This is a genomic window from Dyadobacter sp. BE31 (genome assembly GCF_031457695.1).
GTDB lineage: Bacteria > Bacteroidota > Bacteroidia > Cytophagales > Spirosomataceae > Dyadobacter.
Map to the genome: position 1 here is coordinate 168167 of NZ_JAVDXA010000008.1, position 20120 is coordinate 188286.

Here is a 20120-nt window from a genome sequence, read left to right on the forward strand (position 1 = left end):
ACGAAGCCGGGGGCGGCTATTCGGTTCAGGTTAATTATCACTATAAATATTTTTTTGTGGAATATTTACTCTGCGAAGGCATTTCCTGCGGGTCGTGTGCTTGCAAATGCTGATCCATACTTCGTAATTCGCAGAGAATTCATCAATCCCGATCCCCATGAGTAATTCTGAAATCGTAGAAGTCCTTGAACTAACTGCTAAGCTGCTGGAACTTCATAATGCCGATCCTTTCAAGATCAAAGGCTATTCCGTAGCGGCTTTTTACCTGGATAAATACAAGGAAGGCGAGCTGCAATTCATGACCGAGCAGGAACTCACCAAATTGCAGGGGGTTGGGAAAAGTACGGCTACCAAAATCGCGCAAATAGCGAAAACCGGCACATTCCCGGAACTGGAAGAGCTGATCGCCAACACGCCGCTGGGGGTGATGGAAATGTTCAATATCAAAGGTATAGGGCCTAAAAAGATCGCCGTTTTGTGGCAGGAACTGGGTATAGACAACCTGCATGAGCTGGAACTGGCGTGTTTGAACGGCACGGTTGCCAAAGTCAAAGGTTTCGGGGCCAATACCCAGCAAAAGATCCTCGATTCGCTGGCATTCCTCAAAGACCAGGCCGGTAAACTGCGCATGGATAAAGCCGAGGCCGCCGCGAACTCGATCATAAATGAATTAAAGAAGACATTCGAGCAGGTAGAAGCGGCGGGCGAAATCAGAAGGAAATCAGAGGTGGTGGAAACGATCCGGATTCTTGTCGGAACCGACTCTCCGGCACTTCTTCAAAATACGATTGGCTCTATCGGGCTGTTGGTGCAGGATGAGAAGAAATCCTCTCCCTTTGTTTGGCGTGGCAATATCCAAGATGTTGCCGTGGCCATCGAAATCGTGGCGGTGAAACCGGAGAGGCTGGTGAATGAGCTGTTTCTTGAAACCGCCGGTGAGGATCACCTTGGGTTGGCAGGGACTTCGGGTAACACCATCTGGCGCCACGCCTATTATGAAACCGCCGATACCGAGCATGCGATTTACGAAAAAGCGGGGCTACCCTACATCGTGCCCGAAATGCGGGAAGGGGCAGGAGAGCTCGCGTGGGCGGAGACGCGTACACCTGATCAACTGGTGACCTGGGATGATCTGAGGGGCATTTTGCATAACCACAGCACTTATTCTGACGGTCAGCACACCCTCGAACAAATGGCAGTCTATTGCCGTGAACTGGGTTTCGAATACCTCGGTATCGCCGACCACTCTCAAACAGCCACTTACGCACAGGGATTGAAAGTGGAAGACGTGGAACGACAGCATGAAGAAATCGCCCGATTAAATGCACGTTTCGCATCCGAAAACCCTGCAAAACCATTCAAAATACTGAAAGGAATAGAATCCGACATCCTCGGCGACGGCTCGCTCGATTACCCGGCGGATGTACTTGCTTCGTTCGATTATATTGTGGCTTCTGTTCACAGTAACCTTTCGATGACTCTCGAAAAGGCAACAGCCCGCCTCTTGAAAGCCATCGAAAACCCGTATACCACTATTTTGGGACACCCTACCGGCCGTTTGCTTCTTTCCCGCGAAGGCTATCCGATCGACCACCAGGTAATTATCGACGCCTGCGCCGCCAATGGAGTAGTGATCGAAATCAACGCTTCTCCCTGGCGTCTCGACCTCGACTGGCGGTGGATCGCCTATTGCATGGAAAAAGGTGTCATGCTAAGCATCAATCCTGACGCCCACGCGATGGAAGGCTACCTGGATATGCATTATGGCGTAGCAAATGCAAGAAAAGGGGGATTGACGAAGGATATGACCTTTAATGCGCTGAATTTGGGGCAGATCGAAGAGTATTTGAGAGGCCGGGCTGCTAGAATAGGTTAACGGTTTTTAGAGTGCGGTTATAAAATAGTTATACTATTTTTAAGATATGGTTGTGAAATAGTATAACTATATTTGCAGTGCACTTTAAAAGTAGTAAACCTATGTTTGTCACACGCTACATTTATCCCAAACTTCTGGCCCATTCGACCAAGCGACAAATCACCGTTCTCACAGGAATGCGGAGGACAGGGAAGACAACACTTTTGAAGCAGTTGATGGCGCAATGTGACATCTCCCAGAAACACTATTTCGATTTAGAGCGGATAGATGTGCGTGCGCTCTTCTCCGAACCGAACTACGAAACCATTGTTCAGGCGCTCAGCCGCCAGGGAACGGATTTTTCGAAGAAAGTGCTGATATGCATCGATGAAATTCAGCTGGTACTCAACTTGCCCAGTGTGCTCAAATACCTGTACGACACTTACGATGTTAAGTTTATCGTCACCGGTTCGAGTGCCTATTATATGAAGAGCCAGTTCTCCGAGTCATTGGCCGGGCGAAAGAAAATCTTTGAAATATACCCACTGACTTTTGGCGAACTATTGGCATTCAAAGGAGTGCAAGTGGGTAAGGTTGATGTTCAGAAGGCAAGCAAATTTGTTACTTCCGAATATGAGCGTTTGAAAGGCTATTACAACGAATTCATTGATTTTGGTGGCTTTCCAGAGGTAGTTTTGGCGGATTCAGCGGAGGATAAGCGTGATTTGATCAGTGACATTATTAGCTCATATATCAACTTTGACCTGACATTGCTTTCTGACATTCGTAGTCCAACGAATCTGTACAAGCTTATCAAACTGCTGTCGGTGCGCATTGGGACTAAACTGGATATTTCAAAATTGACAAGTCTGACCGGAATGGCGCGACAAACGGTGGAGAATTATCTGGATCTTCTTGAAAAGAGCTATTTAATTAGAACAATCCCTGTGATTGCAAATAGCCCGGACCGCGAAATAGTGAAAGCAAAGAAGATTTACTTTCTCGATAATGGCATTGCGTCGCTCGCTGGTGAGCTCAGCAGCGGGTCGAAATTTGAAAATGCCGTTTTCAATCAGTTGATGCATCTGGGGGAAGTCGCTTACTATCAGCTTAAAACCGGCCGCGAAATTGACTTTATACTCGATCAAAAGCAGTGCTTCGAAGTGAAGGAAACCGCTACCGAGGCCGATTTAAAGAATACCGCATCACTGGCCAGGAACCTCGATATTAGCGAGTCGTATGTGATCGGCAGACATCCCGTCAGAGTGTTCGAAGGGTTTATATGGGGAGGCTTTTTGCAATAAGGCCTCCCATTTTACCTATAAAACTTTTACCTCCAAATCCTTATTCAATATCCCCTCGGGCAAATGGGCCATGATGCCCTCCCGCAGTGCGTCGATCAACCGGGCCTTCATTTGTTCGCGGTTGACGACCAGGCATACCTCGCGCGCGGGCTCGGGGAAGCGGAAATGGCGGATGTGCTTCTGACGTTCTTCCGACAACTCCATAACGGCCATTTCGGGCAGGATGGTGATGCCGCCGTTGCGTTCTACCATACGGATGAGTGTTTCGATGCTGCCCGAGCGGTAACTAAAACTGCTCCCGAACTGACTGCTGCGGCTTAGCTCGCACAGGCGCTGGATCTGCGTGCGGAAGCAATGGCCTTCTTCGAGGAGCCAGAGCTCATTGGGTTCAATGTCGGTCGGAAGGATGTATTGTTTGGAATACAAGTCCGTTTTTTCGGAAACGTAGGCGTAAAAGCGCTCCTTATACAATGGGATTTCCTGCAAACTGTTTTCTTCGGAGACGGAGGCAATGATTCCGACGTCGAGATTCCCCATTTTGAGCGCGGTAATAATGCGATCCGTGATCATTTCGGAGACGTGAAGTTTAATATCCGGAAAATTGGAGATAAACGGATTCACGAAATGGGGCAGCAGATAGGGAGCGATGGTCGGAATGACGCCCACGTGCAGCTCTCCGGAGAGGTCGCCGTTAAAATGCTTGGCGATTTCATTAATCCGCGACGTTTCCCGCAAAATCACCCTCGCCTGATCGATGATCTCACGTCCGACGCTGGTAGGAACAATCGGCTGTTTGGTCCTGTCAAAAATCTTGACCGAAAGCTCCTCCTCCAATTTGCGGATCATCATCGAAAGCGTAGGCTGCGTCACATTGCAATGCTCCGCAGCCTGAATGAAGTGACGATGGTTGTCGACTGCGACGATGTATTCCAGTTGCTGGATATTCATTGTTTGTTAATGATTTCTATAAATTTCATTTATGCAAAGGTAATAGTTATCACTTTGATTGATTTAATGGAAGAGGAGCTTTTTGTAGTGATTGGTTTGTAACAAGTGACTTCATTTGAATAATCGCAATCCTGTTTAATTCAATAGCTCTCTCAACTGCCGGTCGTCCCTGACCGATCAGCATTGCATTAATGCTTTCGAGATTAGAAAGTACCACGAGCTGTTCCAGCGTAGCCGAGTCGCGGAGGTTACCGCGGTTCGGATTGATTTTCACCCAGTCACGAGCGGTCATACCAAAAAGCGCGAGGTTCAGAATGTCGGCTTCTTCGGCGTATATCTTACTGATAGCGATGGGATCGAGCTCTTTGGGGATCAGATTTTCTTTGACTGCGTCGGTGTGGATCGTGTAATTGATCTTCGCCAGACTGCGCCGCAAATCCCAGTCGAGTTGCAGGCGCTTGTTTTCTTCGTCTTTTAACCGCTGGAATTCTTTAATCAGATAAAGCTTGAAAGATGCTGAAATCCAGGAGGCAAATTCGAATGCGATGTCTTTATGCGCAAACGTTCCTCCGTTGTATCGTCCCGATTTTGACATGATACCGATCGCATTCGTCTTCTCGACCCAATGTTTTGGGGTCAACACAAAGCTGTTACCCCCGGCTTCATTTTTAATATACTCGAAATCGAGTAGTTTAAAATTAGGATTGTGCATTTGCTCCCAAAGTCCGTTGAATTCAATAGTGAACCTGTTACGCATCCAGTTTGAAATTACCAGACCCGGGGCTCTATCCTTTTGCCTTGCGATATCCGTCAAGGAAATGAAATCACCATGTTCGCGGGTCAGCACGCCAATCTCCTGATCATTAACAATAAGCTTCTGATTTTTCATTTGGAAGAATGTTTTGGTTGATACATTCTTCTTTTACGACAGCCGCTGCAAAAGGTCACAGCTTGTAGTAGCATTAAATCCTCATTAAACTTACTTCTTCCAAGCTTCGTCCCGCTTGCATTTCCCTCAGGAATTGTAACTTAGCCCCACTTTAAAATATCGCTCACATAAATTTTTGTCAACTATGAAAAACCTGAAAGCATGGATGTTGCTGGCTCTTATGGCGGTGGCGACACCGATTTTTGCACAGACTACGGCAGAAAAGCAAAAAACAGAAGCGAAACTGAAAAAGGACGGTACCCCTGATAAACGCTACAAGGAAAACAAACACCTTAAAAAGGACGGTACACCCGACAAACGCTATAAAACCAACAAAGCCGATACGACCAAGGCAGCGAAGAAAAAGTAGAAGTCGAGAACATTAGCCCGAATATTTTTCGGCAAAATTTAGGGTAAGCGCCCGACCGGTTGTCAATATATCGTACAACCCGAGTCGGGCGCTTATTTTTTTACATAAACCAGTCGGTGCAATGAATGCAGCCTTAGCGGATGACCACGTAACGGTTTTGAGCAGGGACAGGGAATCGGAGTTTGAGAAGGTTTTTAAGAAACATTTCAAAGGGCTGCATGCCTATGCCTGCACTATTTTGAAGGACGATATCATGGCCGAAGAGATGGTCCAGAATGTATTTTGCAGGTTGTGGGAGAAGACCGACCACATCGATATCCGCGAGTCGGTCAGCGGCTATTTGTACCGGTCGGTGTACCACGAGAGCCTGAACTACCTCAAACACCTGAAAGTACGGGAAGCGCACCGCGACTACACTTTACAGCAGGAGCAACAGAGCGCCAGTGCTTCGCAAGCGCTCGAACTATCCGAGCTCGAATCGCGCTTGGACATCGCATTGCGGGAGTTGCCCGAGAAGTGCCGGACGATCTTCCAAATGAGCCGTTTCGAAGAATTGAAGTACCAGGAAATCGCCGACCGCCTGCAATTGCCCGTCAAAACGGTCGAAAACCAGATGGGAAAGGCATTGCGGCTTCTGCGGGTCAAACTGGCCGATTTTCTTCCGGCGTCCTTTTTACTTTTTTTCCTCAGCTGATCAGTCATGAAAACAGAACACAACCCGAACATAGATGAATTGCTGGTGAAGTCGATGCTCGACGAGGCCAGCGTTGCGGAGCAGATCGAGATCAAGCAATGGCTGCTCGACGACGACGATAACCAGCGTTACTTCGAGCATTTTGAACTCATCTGGAACGAAAGCAAGCGCCTCGCCCGTATGAGCACCGTGGATGAAAATGCCGCTTGGGAACGCTTCAAAACACGTACGAGGGCGAAAGAGCAGGAGGCGGAGGTACTACCCATGTACCCCAAACCGGTATTCCGAATCCTGCGAATGGTGGCGATGGTGCTCATGACAGCCGGCGTGGGCTGGCTGAGTTACCTTTTCTCGATACGCAGTTCCTCTCATGAAATGCTGACGGTCAGGTCGGGTACGGAGACACTCTCCGATACGTTGCCGGATGGCTCGGTCGTGACCCTTAACAGGAAGTCGAGCATCACCTATCCAAAGGATTTTGAAGGAAAAACACGCGACGTGCAGCTTGCCGGTGAAGCGTTTTTCGACGTAAAACCGGATAAATCGAAACCTTTTGTTATTTCGGTGAATGATGTGACGGTAAAAGTGGTCGGTACTTCTTTCAATGTAAAAGACAATGCGGAGAAAACGGAGGTCATCGTCGAAACCGGTATTGTAGAGGTTTCCAGGGACACGCAGCGGATACGCATTACTCCCCGGGAAGAAGCTACCATCGTGAAGGCGAGCGCACAAATGCATAAGGGCGTCACCTCGGACGAGTTTCATAATTACTATCGCACCCGCAGGCTGTTTTGCGACGGTACACCACTCTGGCGGCTGGTTGAAATCCTGAATGAAGCTTACGAGGCTGATATCGTGATCGGTAACGAGCGGCTGAGGAACCTGCCCATCAACACCACTTTCGACCAGAATTCCCTTGAAAGTATCCTGGGCGTTGTGAGCGAAACCCTTTCACTTAAAGTTGAACACCATGGTGACAAGATCATTTTGAAATAGCCTTATCTTTCGGGATGAATCAGAATTCTATATTCCGTACTGTTTTAAGGCTGGCTGTGATATTGATAATGACCCCGTGCGGGAGTTTTGCGCAGCAGATTCTGAATAAACCGGTTGATATCTCTGTAAAGGGACAGCCGGTTTCTGCTGTTTTGAAAACCATGAGCGAGCAGGGTAAGTTCTATTTTTCCTACAACAGCAACCTCATCGCGGGCGACAGTCTGGTTACATTAAATGTGAGCCGGCAGCCGGTGAGGCAGGTACTCGACCAGCTTTTTTTCAACAGGTTTCAATACAAAGAAAAGGGCGATTACCTGATCATTCTGCCGGGTGTGAAGGAAAAGTCGTTCCATATTACTGGACTTATTCTGGATGATGAGACGGGGAAACCGGTCGATTATGCGAGTGTGTATTCGCGGCAATTGCTCGTGTCGACACTGTCGGAAGACGACGGAGGTTTCAGGCTGCGCATTAAGGAACGGGCTTTTCCCATTTACCTCACGGTTAGTAAGGTAGGGTACGGGGATACGACGATGGTCATCAACAGCACAGAGGAATCGGCGCGAACCATGCGGATACAGCCCAAAGCCGTGGATCTCGATCCGCTGATTGTACGCTATTCGGAAGGCGAATCCACCTGGCTCGGCCGCCTGTTTCTTTCCCAGCGCCTACGCGCGCAGAGCCGGAATATCGGTCGGTTCTTTGTGGCATTGCCGTACCAGGCATCGCTTACGCCCGGGTTGGGCACGCATGGGCGCATGAGCGGACAGGTGGTCAACAAGTTTTCGCTAAATATTGCGGGCGGATACACAGCGGGTGTTAACGGAGTCGAAATAGCCGGAGGCTTTAATATTTCGAAGGAGAATGTTCGCTATGTGCAGCTTGCAGGGGCTTTCAATGTGGTATCCGGGCATGTGAATGGTGTGCAAGTAGCCGGTTTCAGTAATAATGTCCTGGATTCGCTGCATGGAGTGCAAATCTCCGGGTTTAGCGGCATGGTACGCAAGCACGTGGATGGTGTGCAGGTGAGCGGTTTCCTGAGCAGGGCAGGAGGAGGCATTGTCGGAGCGCAGGTTACAGGAGCTATCGGGCTGATCCGTAACGGAGGCCACGGCGCGCAGATTTCCGGCGGGTACAATCAGGTGCGGGGTGTTTTTGAAGGAGTACAGATTGCCGGCGCCGCGAACAACGCCCGCGACTCGGTCCGCGCGACGCAAATTTCCGGCGGGCTCAATATGGCCAGGAATATCAAGGGTGCGCAGCTGGCGCCATTCAATTATGCCAAAGTAATGCGGGGCGTGCAGATAGGCATCGTCAACATCGCCGACAGCTCCGCTGGTGCGAGTATCGGACTTATTAATATCGTCAGGAAAAGCACTTCCAACATTTCGGTATATGCGACGGAGGTTGCGCCGGTGAATGTGGCTTGGAAAATGGGAACGCATAAATTTTACAGCTTGCTGATAGTCGGGACCGGTTTCAGCGGAACGGAAAAAGTACGGACATTCGGCGCAGGTATCGGGCGAGAGTTCTTTCCGTTCAGAAAAACGGGTTTCTTCGTGGAAATACTGAGCCAGAACGTGTATCAAGGCGATTGGGAGAAAGTACCATCGCTTTCCCGTTTGCAGATCGCTGCAACTTACAAGGTCGGGAGGAATTTCCTGCTATTTGCGGGCCCGTCCTATTCGGTGTTTGACAGCGATGGCATAGAGGCTAAGAAAGGGTACAAGTCATTCCCATTGTCTGGCTACCCAAACATCGATCTCGGAAGCAAGAAAGTGAGTTCCTGGATCGGCTGGCAGGCAGGTATCAGCTGGCGGTATGGCAAATTGTAGAGGTTAAATACAAAAAGAGGGTTTCCCGCGATGGGAAACCCTCTTTTTGTATCATTAACCAATTATTTAGTTACGTATTACAGTTTCCTGACAGACCATACAATTCCGTTAGTGATACCGGTGCCCCCCAGGTTGAGGTTGATGGTGAGGCCGTCGGCTACATATTGGAGATCCAGGACGTCGCCGGCGTTCAGTGGGAGGTCGCCAGCCACCACCACTGTACCGCTACCCAAAATCGCCCGCAAAGTTAGAACCAGAGCTACATTGACGTTAAGAATAGGAAAGAGTCCCGTCAAAGTTTCCGTACCGTTCACACGCAAGGCTATCCTTGGATCTACGCTGGCTCCCAGCGCAACCGAAATGGCCGCGGTGGTCGTGTAGTTGACAGTCGCTGATATGCGGTACCTGCCTGTTGCCGGCACGGTGTAAGTTCCTGCTGCGGTATTCAGGCCTGCTCCGTCGGCATATAATTGGTTGTATCCCGTAATCGCGCTGTTTGCATTGACGGTCAAAGAGCTCAACGCGGCGGTAAAGCCCGCAGGAGAAGCCGCAACACCGTACATGAATGGTTGCCATGTGGTTCCGTCAAAATACCAGAAGCCGGCAGCACCGTTGGTCTGATAAACCAGCAAGCCGGTAGCGGGGCTTGCAATACCAGTGCGTTCGGTATCCGTCATACGCGGGATCAAAAGCCCCTTGGTCGTCGATGTCACATCCAGCTGTGCGCTGGCGTTCGGAGAAATTGTACCGACACCAACCTGCGCATTAGCCGCCAGCACGACCAGCGCGAAGAGAGCTGTCAGTAATGTCCCCTTCCATTTTGAAGGGGACAAGAAGACATTTAAGATATAAGATCTTTTCATTTAGAATGCGTTTTTGTAATTCTTAGTTGATGCCGACACCCGCACTGACGTATCCGGTTACTGTGTTAATAAGGGAAAGTCCTGTTGCGGTAGCCGAGTAAACGAGTAACAACCTTGTGCCCGCAGTTACCGGAATATTCAGGCCGGTGGTCTGTCCGGAAGAGGTAGAGCCGATTGACACTATAGCGGTCAAGCTTGGTGCGAGGGTTACGGATGCACCGGGAACTGGTGCAAAGCTATTGCTACCCGCAGGTGCAGAATACAATTGAGCCTGTACGGTAACTGTGGTACCTACGAGGGCCAGAGCAACCGTATTGCTGAAAAAGCCGGCAATGGACGTAATTGTGCCGTCCCGTGGCACGGAGAAGGCCATGTTGGTGAGGGTCGTGGCGTCGATCAGACCTCCAACCAGCGACACGCCCGGGGTGTTGATTCCAAAGCCTACTACCGAAGTGGTACCGACCAAACCACCCAGGATGGTCGTCATCACAGCAGGAGTACCTGATGCGTATGGAATGATGGCGCCTCCGCCGGCTGCCGCGGTGCTTTTCAGCGGAACCCACTCTGAGCCGGTGTAATACCAGAAGCCGGCATCTCCATTGGTTTGATATACAAGCAAGCCGGTAGCAGGGCTAGCAATGGCTGCGCGCTCGGTATCAAGCATGCGGGGAGTCAATAATCCTTTGGTTGTCGATTGAACATCCAACTGAGCGCTGGTATTCGGCGAGATAGTCCCAATACCAACTTGCGCATTGGCAACGAATGCAGACAATGCGAGAAGCAGAGTCAGGATTGTCCCCTTCCATTGCAGAGAGGACGGAAGAACGTTGAAAACATATAGTCTTTTCATGGGAATGCAGCTTTATTGTTTAATGATTTTGATAACCTGAGTCTTGCCGCTGGCGGTCTCAACCTTCACCAGATAGGTGCCGGCAGGGTAGTTTTTCAAGCTAACCTCCTGGCCTGGTTTAGGTTTCGATAATTCCATAAACTGGCGACCCGTCAAGTCGGTCATTTTTACACTAGCGAGCGCTTCCTTGGAGCCGATAAGCAGCTTGTCCACCACCGGATTCGGGTAGGCACTGATCAGCCCAGCAGATCCAAGCCGTATGGACTGGATTTTACTGTAAGCAAAAGTGCCGTCAGTGTCCACCATTTTGAGGCGGTAATACTGCGTGCCATAACGTTCCGCCGCATCGTCGAACGAATAATCTCGTTTGGAGTTGCTCGTGTTCGCTGCATTGATGATGCCCAGTTTGTTCCATTTTTTCGCATCCTCACTTTGCTGAATTTCGAAGAAATCGCTGTTTTTTTCGTCGGAAGTCTGCCAGTAAAGTACCGTTGCATGCTCCACCCGTTTCAGGTCGAAGCTTACCAGGTTGACAGGCAATGCATTTTCCTGTGCAGCAGTGAGCGACGTGAAATTGGTAAGCGGCAGGGTGTTGGAAATGTAATGCTGCCCTACATTGACGGTACTTCCGGTGGTCGATACAAAATTGGCATTGCCATGAGTGAGTTGTAACGTGCTCTCGACATTGCCGTTAAGCTCCGAAGCGCGGTAGAAGAAACCCGCGACGCCTGTAAAATCCATCGGCGTAGTAAAACTGTAAACCCTCGCGATACTGGGCGGAGAACCCGGAATCGGCGTAGGGGAGATTGTAAGCGTTTGCGATGCGATCGTGAAATCGACGCTGGGGAGCAGCGTTAGACTGTCGATAAAAACTTGCGTGTTCTGGCCGATAAAGAAACCATCAGTTCCTGCTGTAAACTGTGCGTGTGCGGCCATTGTTGGAAGTAATGCCAACTGGCAAAAAAGCAGATAGCGTTTCATCATAGTGATCTAGATTAAGTGTAAAAGGAAAACGTGATTAATGTGATAAAGAACTAAATGTATATAAATATTTGAAGAATAATTGAGTTAGCAATAAAATTATTTCTACTGATATAATATTCAATGTGAACCTAATTTGTAGAGATATATTTAGTATTTGGTTAAAAGGACTACTGCTTGGAGATATTTTTTAAAAGATTTTTAGGGTAACCAGCATTCCGGTTGTCGGTTTAATGCATACGGTTTCTGACCGATCGATTTGAAGGCCTGCAATGAAGTCGGGGAGCGTGTGCATTCAGACATTCATTTTCAAATGCATTACCCATGAAAAATTTGCTTTTTAATCCATCCCGTCTATTCTTCATCAGCACACTACTGATCACTTGTTCATTTGGCGCAATGGCCCAGCGCGATAGTTCCGCGGCGGTACATATCGGTTTCATATATCCTGTAAGCTCCAATGGCAAGCATGCAGCGTCCATCACCAACCGATTTTCGCTCCACGCCATCGCCGGGCTTTCCAAGGCCGAAACAGGTGCGTCCATTGCGGGTGTGGCCAATGTGGTGAAGCAAAATGTAAGCGGAGGACAAGTCGCAGGTGCTGTGAATGTGATCGGAGGCTCGGCCAGCGGTGCACAAATCTCGGGCGTCGCCAACGTGATCGGCGGAGGAGCAACGGGTGTCCAGCTGGCTGGTTTCTCCAATATTACGGGCGGAGAAGCCCGTGGGGCGCAGATAGCGGGCTTTTTAAATCTTGCCGAAGCGTCGGGTGCGGCGCAGGTAGCTGGTTTTGCGAACATTGCCAAAAAGGACGCGAAAGGTTTGCAGCTCGCCGGCTTTCTCAACAAAGGCGGTGATGTGAACGCCCAGGTTGCTGGTTTTGCTAACGTCGCCAAAAAAGTGAAGGGCATTCAGCTGGCCGGTTTCATCAATATTGCCGACAGCAGCGATTATCCGATCGCGATCTTCAACTTCATCAAAAATGGTGAGAAATCGGTAGCGCTTACCATCGATGAAACCATGACGGGCATTGTGTCATTCCGCTCGGGCGGGCGCGTGCTCTACGGGATCGCGGGCATAGGTTATAATTTTAAGGATAATCCCAAAGCGATGTATGCGGCGGAAGGTGGTTTGGGAGCACACATCCCGTTGGCCAGCAGCCTGCGAATTAACCTGGAAGCAGTCAGTACCACGCTTACTGATTTCCACGGAGGCAGCTACAACAAGAATTCGCTTCGCGTGCTGCCGGCACTGAAGTTCGGCGGTCGTTTCGAAGCATTCGCGGGCCCGACACTCAACTATGTGTCCTATGATCGCGAGAATGACTATGATTTTATCAAAAAGTACATCTGGAAGAACAACAGTTCCAAAGACTTCCAGGGACTATTCGTAGGATTTAACGTGGGCATGCAGTACATATTCTGATGCGAGCACTCCGGTTCAGGCTGGCCCTATGGGGCTGGCGTTCCCTGTCGGACCTGATCTTCCTGGTCCTGTTCAGGGTTTGGCCTTACCGCCGCAATATCGTGCTGCTGAACATGGCCCGCTGCTTCCCGACGCGCTCGGAAAAAGAGATAAGGCAAATGGTTACCGCTTATTTCCGCCATCTCGCCGATCTCATTGTGGAACCGTTGATGATCGGCGGGGTGGCCCGAGGCAGCCTGGGGAAGTTGGTCAGCTATGAGAACACGGCGCTGATCGAGCGGCTTTTGCGCGAGAAAAAACATATCGTGTTGATGGCCTCGCATTATGGCAGTTGGGAATATCTGCTGTCGCTCCCGTTGCAAACCGATTGCCAGGTACTGGCCGCATATTCGCCGGTTTCCAACAAATGGATCAATAGCCGGCTGCTGAAATTGCGGGGGCGCTTCGGGGCGGTGATGATCCCGAAATCGGAATGGTACCGGCGGACGTTGGGCTGGAATGCGGAATCATCCGCCATTTTCGTCACTATCGCCGATCAGCGGCCGCCGGAGTCGGGCAAATATTACCTCAACTTCATGAACCGGAAAACCTTCGTGCAGTCGGGTGCGGCGCGCATTGCCGTGCAGCGCGATTGCGCTGTAGTGTACCTGGACGTCACCCGGCGGGAGCGCAATGCCTACGATTTCAGGTTCCGGCTCATCACGGCGCAGGCGCGCGAGTTGGGTGAGGCGGGTATAATGGAGCATTACTATAAAGCCCTGGAAAACACCATCGAACGGCAACCGGAGTTTTGGCTTTGGTCGCACAACCGTTGGAAATTCCACTCGCGGCAGGGCCAGAAGCCGGTCAATGCCTTGAAATTGTTGTAATATTCAGCAAAGGGTAGGCTCTTTTCCCCAATAGTGGATTTTTTAATAGTTTTTGTAAATAATTGGAATACAATGTATTGTGTAAACTAGGTTCGAAAGGGAACCATAATTTTACCTGGCGGCGGTCAAACCAATTTTTTACTAAAACAAAGCATTATGAGAAAATTAGCATTCATGGGTGTGTTTGTGATCGCCGGGATGGTGGCAGCATGTAATGACGACGACAATCCGACAGACCCAACTCCCGTGTTGCCCGAGCTGAAAGTGTCCACGACGCTTTCCGGTGCAAACGAAGTACCCGCTAATCCATCAACAGCTACCGGTTCAGTAGATGGTACATTAGATCAGGAGACGAGGATTTTGAGCCTCAACATCATGTACAGCGATTCCGCGGCATCGGATTCAACGGGCGCCGACTCGCTCTTTGTACCAACCGGCTGGCACATCCACAAAGGATCGCCAGATTCTACAGGTGCAGTAGTGATCGACTTCGGCACCGATTTCAAAACACCCTTCGCATTTAAAGATACTCTTACCGAGGCACAAGTGGCCGACCTGAAAGCAGGCTTGTACTATGTGAATATTCACACAGCCAAGTATCCTACCGGCGAGATCAGAGGTCAGCTCAAAGCTGAGGAATAAATCCTGATTAGGCATTCGCGCAGTGCAAAAAATAAGAGCGGCTCCTGAGGATGCCGCTCTTTTGTTATGAGCTGATAAGTAGTAATCCTTGTTTAGAACAGGCCTTTCGCTTTTTCCAGCGCAATATCCAGCCCGCTGGCATCGGAGCCGCCCGCAGTAGCGAAGAATGGCTGGCCGCCGCCGCCGCCGCGGATTTCTTTCGCGAGGTCTTTCACGATCTTGCCTGCATTGAGGCCGGTTTCCTGCACGATATTTTCGGCAATGAATACCGAAAGCTGCGGCTTCCCGCCGATCTCGGCGCCAAACACGGCGATCAGGTTTTCGACCTGGTCACGCAGCTCGTAGGAAAGTTGCTTCAACGAATCCGCGCTGGGCACATCCACTTTCTGCACGATCAGGTTGAAAGTGCTGTGCGTTTCCATATTCTCCACCAATGTGGTTTTCAATGCCTGGATTTTCTCGTTTTCGAGTGCAGCAATTTTTTTCTGCAACGTCGAGCGCTCTTCGATGAGGCTTTCTACTGCTTTGATCAGGTCCGTAGGGCCTTTGAGGAGGTCTTTGATTTTATTCAAAGTCTCTTCCTGCTGGCGCATCAGTTCCAGTGCTTTCTCGCCGGTTACGGCTTCCACGCGGCGTACACCTGCGGATACCGAACCTTCGGAAATGAATTTGAACACGCCTATCTCACCCGTAGAAGGCACGTGCGTACCGCCGCAAAGCTCGAAGGAGAATTTCGGATCGAAAATGATCAGGCGTACAAAATCGCCGTATTTCTCACCAAAAGTAGCCGTAGCCCCCGCATCCAGCGCTTGCTGAATGGGTACATTACGTCTTTCTTCCAATGCGATGTTCTCGCGGATCTTCTCATTCACGCGGTCTTCGATTTTGCGCAGTTCTTCGTCGGTCACTTTCGAGAAGTGGGCAAAGTCAAAACGCAGTACTTCGTCGTTCAGAAACGAACCTTTCTGGCTCACGTGCGTACCCAGTACCTCGCGCATAGACGAGAGCATCAAATGCGTAGCCGTATGGTTCGCTTTGATTTTATTGCGACGGTCAATGTCGATTTTGGCAGTGATAATGCCGGCTCCCGACAAAGCCTCGTCCAGGTTCTTGTCCCGTGAAATATGTACAAAAAGGTCGTTCTCCTTTTTTGTATCTGCAATCGCAATCCTCCTTCCTCCTTCCTCCTTCCTCTCCGAATTCAGAATAAGTTCGCCTGTGTCTCCCACTTGTCCACCCATTTCGGCATAGAAAGGCGTGCGGTCGAGTACGATATGGTATTCTTCGCCAGCCTTGGTTTTCACCTTGCGGTATTTCACAATATGGCTGTGCGTTTCTTCAAAATCATAACCTAGGAATTCCACGCCGTCCGATTCGCGCAACTCGATCCAGTCGGTCGCTTCTTTGGCTGCATCCTGGCGGGAGCGTTTTTTCTGCTCGGCCAATGCATCCTGGTAACCGGCTTCGTCGATCTGGAAGTTCTTTTCGCGTGCGATCAATGCAGTGAGGTCAACCGGGAAACCGAAGGTGTCACTCAGTTCGAACACTTCGTCACCCGGAATAGTATTGAGGCCGGTCTCTTTTAGCCCGGAAATAATGCTGTCAAGTCTTTTCAAACCTGATTCCAGCGTGCGCAGGAAGCTCTTTTCTTCTTCCAAGATTACACGTGTCACAAATTCTTCCTGGTCTTTCAATTCTGTGAACACATCCTTGAACTGCTCGGCCAACACCGGCACCAGCTTGTGGAAGAATGGCTCCTGGAAGCCCAGGTAAGAATATCCGTAACGCACCGCGCGACGGAGAATGCGGCGGATCACATAACCCGCCTTTACGTTAGAAGGCAGCTGGCCGTCGGTAATCGCGAACGATACCGCCCGAATGTGGTCGGAGATCACGCGCATGGCAATGTCGGCGAACGGCTCGCCGTTCTGTCCGTATTTCTTGCCCGAAAGTGTTTCCAATACGCCAATCGTGTTTTGGAAAACGTCGGTGTCGTAGTTCGATGTTTTTTGCTGGATAGCCATGCAAAGGCGTTCGAAGCCCATTCCGGTATCGACGTGCGTCGATGGTAGGGGGATCAGCGAGCCATCGGCTTTACGCTCGAACTGCATGAATACCAGGTTCCAGATTTCCACCACTTGCGGGTGGTCGTTGTTCACGAGCGATTTACCGGATACTTCGGCAACCTCGGCTGGTGAACGCAAATCGATATGGATTTCCGAGCACGGCCCGCAAGGACCGGTGTCGCCCATTTCCCAGAAGTTATCCTTTTTATTACCCAGGATAATGCGGTCTCCGCCTACAATGCCCTTCCAAAGATCCCAAGCCTCCTGGTCGAATGGTACGCCGTCGGCTTCGTTTCCTTCAAATACAGATACGTACAGCCTGTCTTTCGGCAGCTTATAAACCTCCGTCAGCAGTTCCCACGCCCAATTGATCGCCTCTTTTTTGAAATAATCACCAAACGACCAGTTGCCGAGCATCTCGAACATCGTGTGGTGATAGGTATCAAAACCCACATCTTCCAGGTCGTTGTGCTTTCCCGACACGCGCAAGCATTTCTGGGTATCCGCGATCCGGCGCGATGGAGGTGTGCCGTTACCGAGGAAAAAGTCCTTGAACTGCGCCATCCCCGAGTTGTTGAACATCAGCGTGGGGTCGTTCTTGGCAACCAATGGCGCCGAGGGTACTATTAAATGCTCTTTGCTGCGGAAAAAATCAAGAAAAGCCTGACGTATTTGATGCGAGGTCATTGTGTCTGTTTTGGTACTGCTAAATCCAATATGAAATTGGGCGCAAAGGTACACAGTTGCATTGAAATTAAGTTACTACGGCTCTGCATATTCCAAATTTTGGGGTACCCCACAGTACAGGATGGCTTTTTTTGAAATAATTTTCTAACTCCCTCAAAAGTGAGTATAAACCCTGAAACGCCTCCTTTTTTAGACATAAAGCTTAACAAACAAATAATACCCTGGATAGTCTAAATCCGGATTTAAGTTTGCTAAGCCCTAAAATTCAATCTACTAATATCGATGAAACCGTTTTCAGAGTTATCGGCTGAGGAGTTGGCAATGGAAAACCTCTTCATAAGATGGGTACGGTTTCCTGATGATCCGCCAATCCGCTCGTTTTGGGAAAACTGGATCCTCAAATATCCCGCGCAGAAGGATACCGTCGCAAAAGCCCGCGAGCTGGTGCTGATCGCCTCCGACTGGAAGCCCGACGGCCTTTCCAGCCAGGATGTGAACTCGATATGGGGCCGGATCATGAGCTCTCTCGACATCATGGGTGATCGCGATTCGAGAAAGAATGCACAAGATGGTCCGGTAAGTGGCCTCTCGGCGGGCAACATCGTGCTGATCCTGATGTCGGTCACATTTTTGCTCTTTATCTTTTACTTTATATTAGGGAATCACTAAGCCCGCCTTCCCTTCTGTTTCTGATTTTATTATTTCCTGAAAAATATTGACTTTTTTAAGGGTGATTGGAGAATTCTGCGTCACCTAAAAATCATTGTGCAGTTACATATTGCCAATGATTGCCTGAACCGAAAATTAGCCAATCTCAGCGAACATGGAAGCTTTAAACCTGACCAACAACCGGAAATTGAACCCGGCTGACGCCGCCGCGTCCGAACCTGTCGCGCCTCAGCCGTCCGGGCAGCCGGTCTCACCCCTCTGGAATATGCTGAGGGCAGGGAGCGGGGAAGCTTTCGAACAGATTTTCAGGCATTATTATCCGTCGCTGCTCAACTACGGCCTCCGTTTCAATAAAGACGACGAAGAAGTGAAAGACTGCATTCAGATCCTCTTCATGAATATCTGGGAGCGAAAGGCGTTTCTCGGCAATTCGGATTCCATCCGGAATTACCTGCTCGCATCGCTTCGCCGGCTTATCCTCAAACGGGCAAAGGCAAACCCCATGACCGTCGCACTCGAAGAGGACGATTCGCTTTTTCACGTCGAACTATCGGTGGAAATGCAGATGATCCGTGATCAAACGCTCAAGGAAAATGTGCTTTCATTGCAAAACGCGATTCAAAACCTTCCGGCGAGGCAGAAGGAGGCACTATACCTGCGTTTTTACAATGAGCAGTCGTTCGGTGAAATCGCGCTGATCATGAATATTTCTACCCGGGCCGTTTACAAGCTTATCTACAAAGCCTTGGATGCATTGAACGAAGAACTCGCGCCCCAGGGACGCGACGTACCCTTTGTGCTCGGCGTTTACATGGCATTACTGGGTGCCGGAAGTGTTATGGGAGAGGGCGTAGAAGTTATTAAGGAGTTTATGTAAAAATTTTTGCAAAAAATTTAACCGGTCGAGGGTCACTCTGTATTTATTCTGGCTTTATCAAAGTAAAGAATAAATATTATCCTATTGGAAGCGCACAAATACGACCGGTTTGGCTACAAGGATTTCGTCCTCGACGACGATTTTCGTGCGTGGCTCAACGGCACCGCCCCCGAAAAAGACCATCTGTGGGAGAAATGGCTTCTCGCCAACCCGTCCCGCCAGGCAGAAATTGAAAAAGCCCGGAAAATTGTCTTTGCCCTGCATTTCCAGGGTAAACCCATTCCGGATCACGACATCGGGCAACAATGGAAACGGCTCGAATCTTCTATCGCCGCCTCCGAAGCTGCGATAGAAAGCGAAACGCTGCCCCGTCGAATTACGCTCACCTGGATTTGGAGACTCCTCGCTGCCGCGTGTGTGGTGGTTGGGGCGTTTTTCTTCGTGAACCGCTACCTTACTGGGCATCATGCCCCGGCGTCGGCCTACGTGCCGGTGGAACATAAAGCCGCAAACGGTCAGCAGCGCAAGCTCCTGCTCCCGGATGGTACCCGCGTGACGCTCAATGCAGGTTCCTCCATTTCCTATCCCCAGGAATTTGAAGAAGATGTCCGGAAAGTGAGCCTCTCCGGCGAGGCATTCTTCGATGTCAAGCGAAATGAGAAGCAGCCTTTTGTCATCACGACCGGCGATGTAGTGACCAAAGTCCTCGGTACTTCATTTAATATCAGCGCCTATCCCGAAAACAAGGCCGTACAAGTTGCAGTGGTGACCGGTAAGGTGAAGGTGAATGCCCAAATAGGCTCGGAGGATCAGAATGCATGCGTTTTCCTGAGCAAAAGTGAAATGGCGACCTTTCAGAAAGAAGCCGGCGAGCTCATCGTGAGCACCTACGACGAAAAAGAGCAGATTGGCTGGAAAGACGGCATGCTATACTTCCAGAAATCGGATTTCCACTCCACCATCCTTAAACTGGAACGCTGGTACGGCGTGAAGTTCGATGTGGCGCCGGGCGTACGCATGGATACCGACTGGCGGTTCAGCGGGAAGTTCCAGGATAAGCCGCTCGATTACATCCTCGGCGTGATGAGTTATCCCGGCCGGTTCTCCTACAAGATCAACAACAGCATTGTCAAACTTCAATAACCGAAACTACCGTATGAGGTCCGACACCTCCTGAAAAAAGAACCGGTAACCATCGCTGATTACCGGTCCGTGTGACTTTCCCGTGCTAAGAGTTGGCGCTCAATCAGGTAACGGGGAA

18 protein-coding genes are annotated in these 20120 nt (G+C 50.0%); 12 read left to right on the forward strand and 6 right to left on the reverse strand.

Annotated features, from left to right (window positions below; all coding sequences use genetic code 11):
* Nucleotides 1-157: 157 nt before the first annotated feature.
* On the forward strand, nucleotides 158-1876 hold the full coding sequence (locus J2Y43_RS30675; RefSeq protein ID WP_309991777.1) for a PHP domain-containing protein: 1719 nt from the start codon (nucleotides 158-160) through the stop codon (nucleotides 1874-1876).
* Nucleotides 1877-1977: 101 nt separating this feature from the next.
* Complete coding sequence (locus tag J2Y43_RS30680) at nucleotides 1978-3159, forward strand: ATP-binding protein (RefSeq protein WP_309991780.1); 1182 nt, start codon at nucleotides 1978-1980, stop codon at nucleotides 3157-3159.
* A 15-nt stretch (nucleotides 3160-3174) separates the two neighbouring features.
* On the opposite strand, the gene J2Y43_RS30685 is transcribed toward J2Y43_RS30680, so the two are convergent.
* Nucleotides 3175-4107, reverse strand: a complete 933-nt coding sequence (locus J2Y43_RS30685; protein WP_309991783.1) for a LysR substrate-binding domain-containing protein — start codon at nucleotides 4105-4107, stop codon at nucleotides 3175-3177.
* Between the two features lie 49 nt (nucleotides 4108-4156).
* Nucleotides 4157-4996: a KilA-N domain-containing protein gene (locus tag J2Y43_RS30690; RefSeq protein WP_309991787.1), complete on the reverse strand. Its 840-nt coding sequence runs from the start codon at nucleotides 4994-4996 to the stop codon at nucleotides 4157-4159.
* A 184-nt stretch (nucleotides 4997-5180) separates the two neighbouring features.
* Here J2Y43_RS30690 and J2Y43_RS30695 point away from each other — a divergent pair, with 184 nt between their 5' ends.
* From J2Y43_RS30695 to J2Y43_RS30710, 4 genes are all read left to right on the forward strand, one after another.
* Complete coding sequence (locus J2Y43_RS30695) at nucleotides 5181-5405, forward strand: hypothetical protein (protein ID WP_090148710.1); 225 nt, start codon at nucleotides 5181-5183, stop codon at nucleotides 5403-5405.
* 121 nt (nucleotides 5406-5526) lie between these two features.
* The gene (locus J2Y43_RS30700; RefSeq protein WP_309991792.1) at nucleotides 5527-6099 is read left to right on the forward strand and encodes an RNA polymerase sigma-70 factor; all 573 of its coding nucleotides are present in this window, start codon (nucleotides 5527-5529) and stop codon (nucleotides 6097-6099) included.
* 6 nt (nucleotides 6100-6105) lie between these two features.
* Complete coding sequence (locus tag J2Y43_RS30705; RefSeq protein WP_309991794.1) at nucleotides 6106-7095, forward strand: FecR domain-containing protein; 990 nt, start codon at nucleotides 6106-6108, stop codon at nucleotides 7093-7095.
* 14 nt (nucleotides 7096-7109) lie between these two features.
* Nucleotides 7110-8930: an STN and carboxypeptidase regulatory-like domain-containing protein gene (locus tag J2Y43_RS30710; protein WP_309991798.1), complete on the forward strand. Its 1821-nt coding sequence runs from the start codon at nucleotides 7110-7112 to the stop codon at nucleotides 8928-8930.
* A 77-nt stretch (nucleotides 8931-9007) separates the two neighbouring features.
* Here the strand turns inward: J2Y43_RS30710 and J2Y43_RS30715 are convergent, their stop codons facing one another.
* The 3 genes from J2Y43_RS30715 to J2Y43_RS30725 are packed head-to-tail and all read right to left on the reverse strand — an operon-like array spanning nucleotide 9008 to nucleotide 11627.
* Nucleotides 9008-9793 carry a hypothetical protein gene (locus tag J2Y43_RS30715; protein ID WP_309991801.1) on the reverse strand — a complete coding sequence of 262 codons (786 nt, stop codon included), beginning with the start codon at nucleotides 9791-9793 and terminating at the stop codon, nucleotides 9008-9010.
* Nucleotides 9794-9815: 22 nt separating this feature from the next.
* Nucleotides 9816-10643 carry an exosporium glycoprotein BclB-related protein gene (locus J2Y43_RS30720; RefSeq protein ID WP_309991804.1) on the reverse strand — a complete coding sequence of 276 codons (828 nt, stop codon included), beginning with the start codon at nucleotides 10641-10643 and terminating at the stop codon, nucleotides 9816-9818.
* A gap of 12 nt (nucleotides 10644-10655) precedes the next feature.
* Nucleotides 10656-11627, reverse strand: a complete 972-nt coding sequence (locus J2Y43_RS30725) for a T9SS type A sorting domain-containing protein (protein ID WP_309991807.1) — start codon at nucleotides 11625-11627, stop codon at nucleotides 10656-10658.
* A gap of 321 nt (nucleotides 11628-11948) precedes the next feature.
* Between J2Y43_RS30725 and J2Y43_RS30730 the strand changes: the two genes are divergently transcribed.
* The 3 genes from J2Y43_RS30730 (at nucleotide 11949) to J2Y43_RS30740 (ending at nucleotide 14560) form a co-directional block, all read left to right on the forward strand.
* Complete coding sequence (locus J2Y43_RS30730; RefSeq protein ID WP_309991810.1) at nucleotides 11949-13049, forward strand: hypothetical protein; 1101 nt, start codon at nucleotides 11949-11951, stop codon at nucleotides 13047-13049.
* On the forward strand, nucleotides 13049-13918 hold the full coding sequence (locus J2Y43_RS30735) for a lysophospholipid acyltransferase family protein (RefSeq protein ID WP_309991813.1): 870 nt from the start codon (nucleotides 13049-13051) through the stop codon (nucleotides 13916-13918). The genes J2Y43_RS30730 and J2Y43_RS30735 overlap by 1 nt, the downstream gene beginning before the upstream one ends.
* A 156-nt stretch (nucleotides 13919-14074) precedes the next feature.
* A complete protein-coding gene (locus tag J2Y43_RS30740) occupies nucleotides 14075-14560 on the forward strand; it encodes a CHRD domain-containing protein (RefSeq protein ID WP_309991815.1) in 486 nt (161 codons plus the stop codon).
* Between the two features lie 92 nt (nucleotides 14561-14652).
* Here J2Y43_RS30740 and alaS read toward each other — a convergent pair whose 3' ends face one another.
* Nucleotides 14653-17313: an alanine--tRNA ligase gene (gene alaS, locus J2Y43_RS30745; protein WP_309991818.1), complete on the reverse strand. Its 2661-nt coding sequence runs from the start codon at nucleotides 17311-17313 to the stop codon at nucleotides 14653-14655.
* Between the two features lie 282 nt (nucleotides 17314-17595).
* On the opposite strand from alaS, the gene J2Y43_RS30750 reads away from it, so the two are divergent.
* The 3 genes from J2Y43_RS30750 to J2Y43_RS30760 all read left to right on the forward strand — a co-directional run bounded on the left by J2Y43_RS30750 (nucleotide 17596) and on the right by J2Y43_RS30760 (nucleotide 20002).
* Nucleotides 17596-17982: a hypothetical protein gene (locus J2Y43_RS30750; protein WP_309991821.1), complete on the forward strand. Its 387-nt coding sequence runs from the start codon at nucleotides 17596-17598 to the stop codon at nucleotides 17980-17982.
* 154 nt (nucleotides 17983-18136) lie between these two features.
* On the forward strand, nucleotides 18137-18859 hold the full coding sequence (locus J2Y43_RS30755) for a sigma-70 family RNA polymerase sigma factor (protein ID WP_309991824.1): 723 nt from the start codon (nucleotides 18137-18139) through the stop codon (nucleotides 18857-18859).
* An 84-nt stretch (nucleotides 18860-18943) separates the two neighbouring features.
* Complete coding sequence (locus tag J2Y43_RS30760; RefSeq protein WP_309991827.1) at nucleotides 18944-20002, forward strand: FecR domain-containing protein; 1059 nt, start codon at nucleotides 18944-18946, stop codon at nucleotides 20000-20002.
* Nucleotides 20003-20120: the final 118 nt, after the last annotated feature.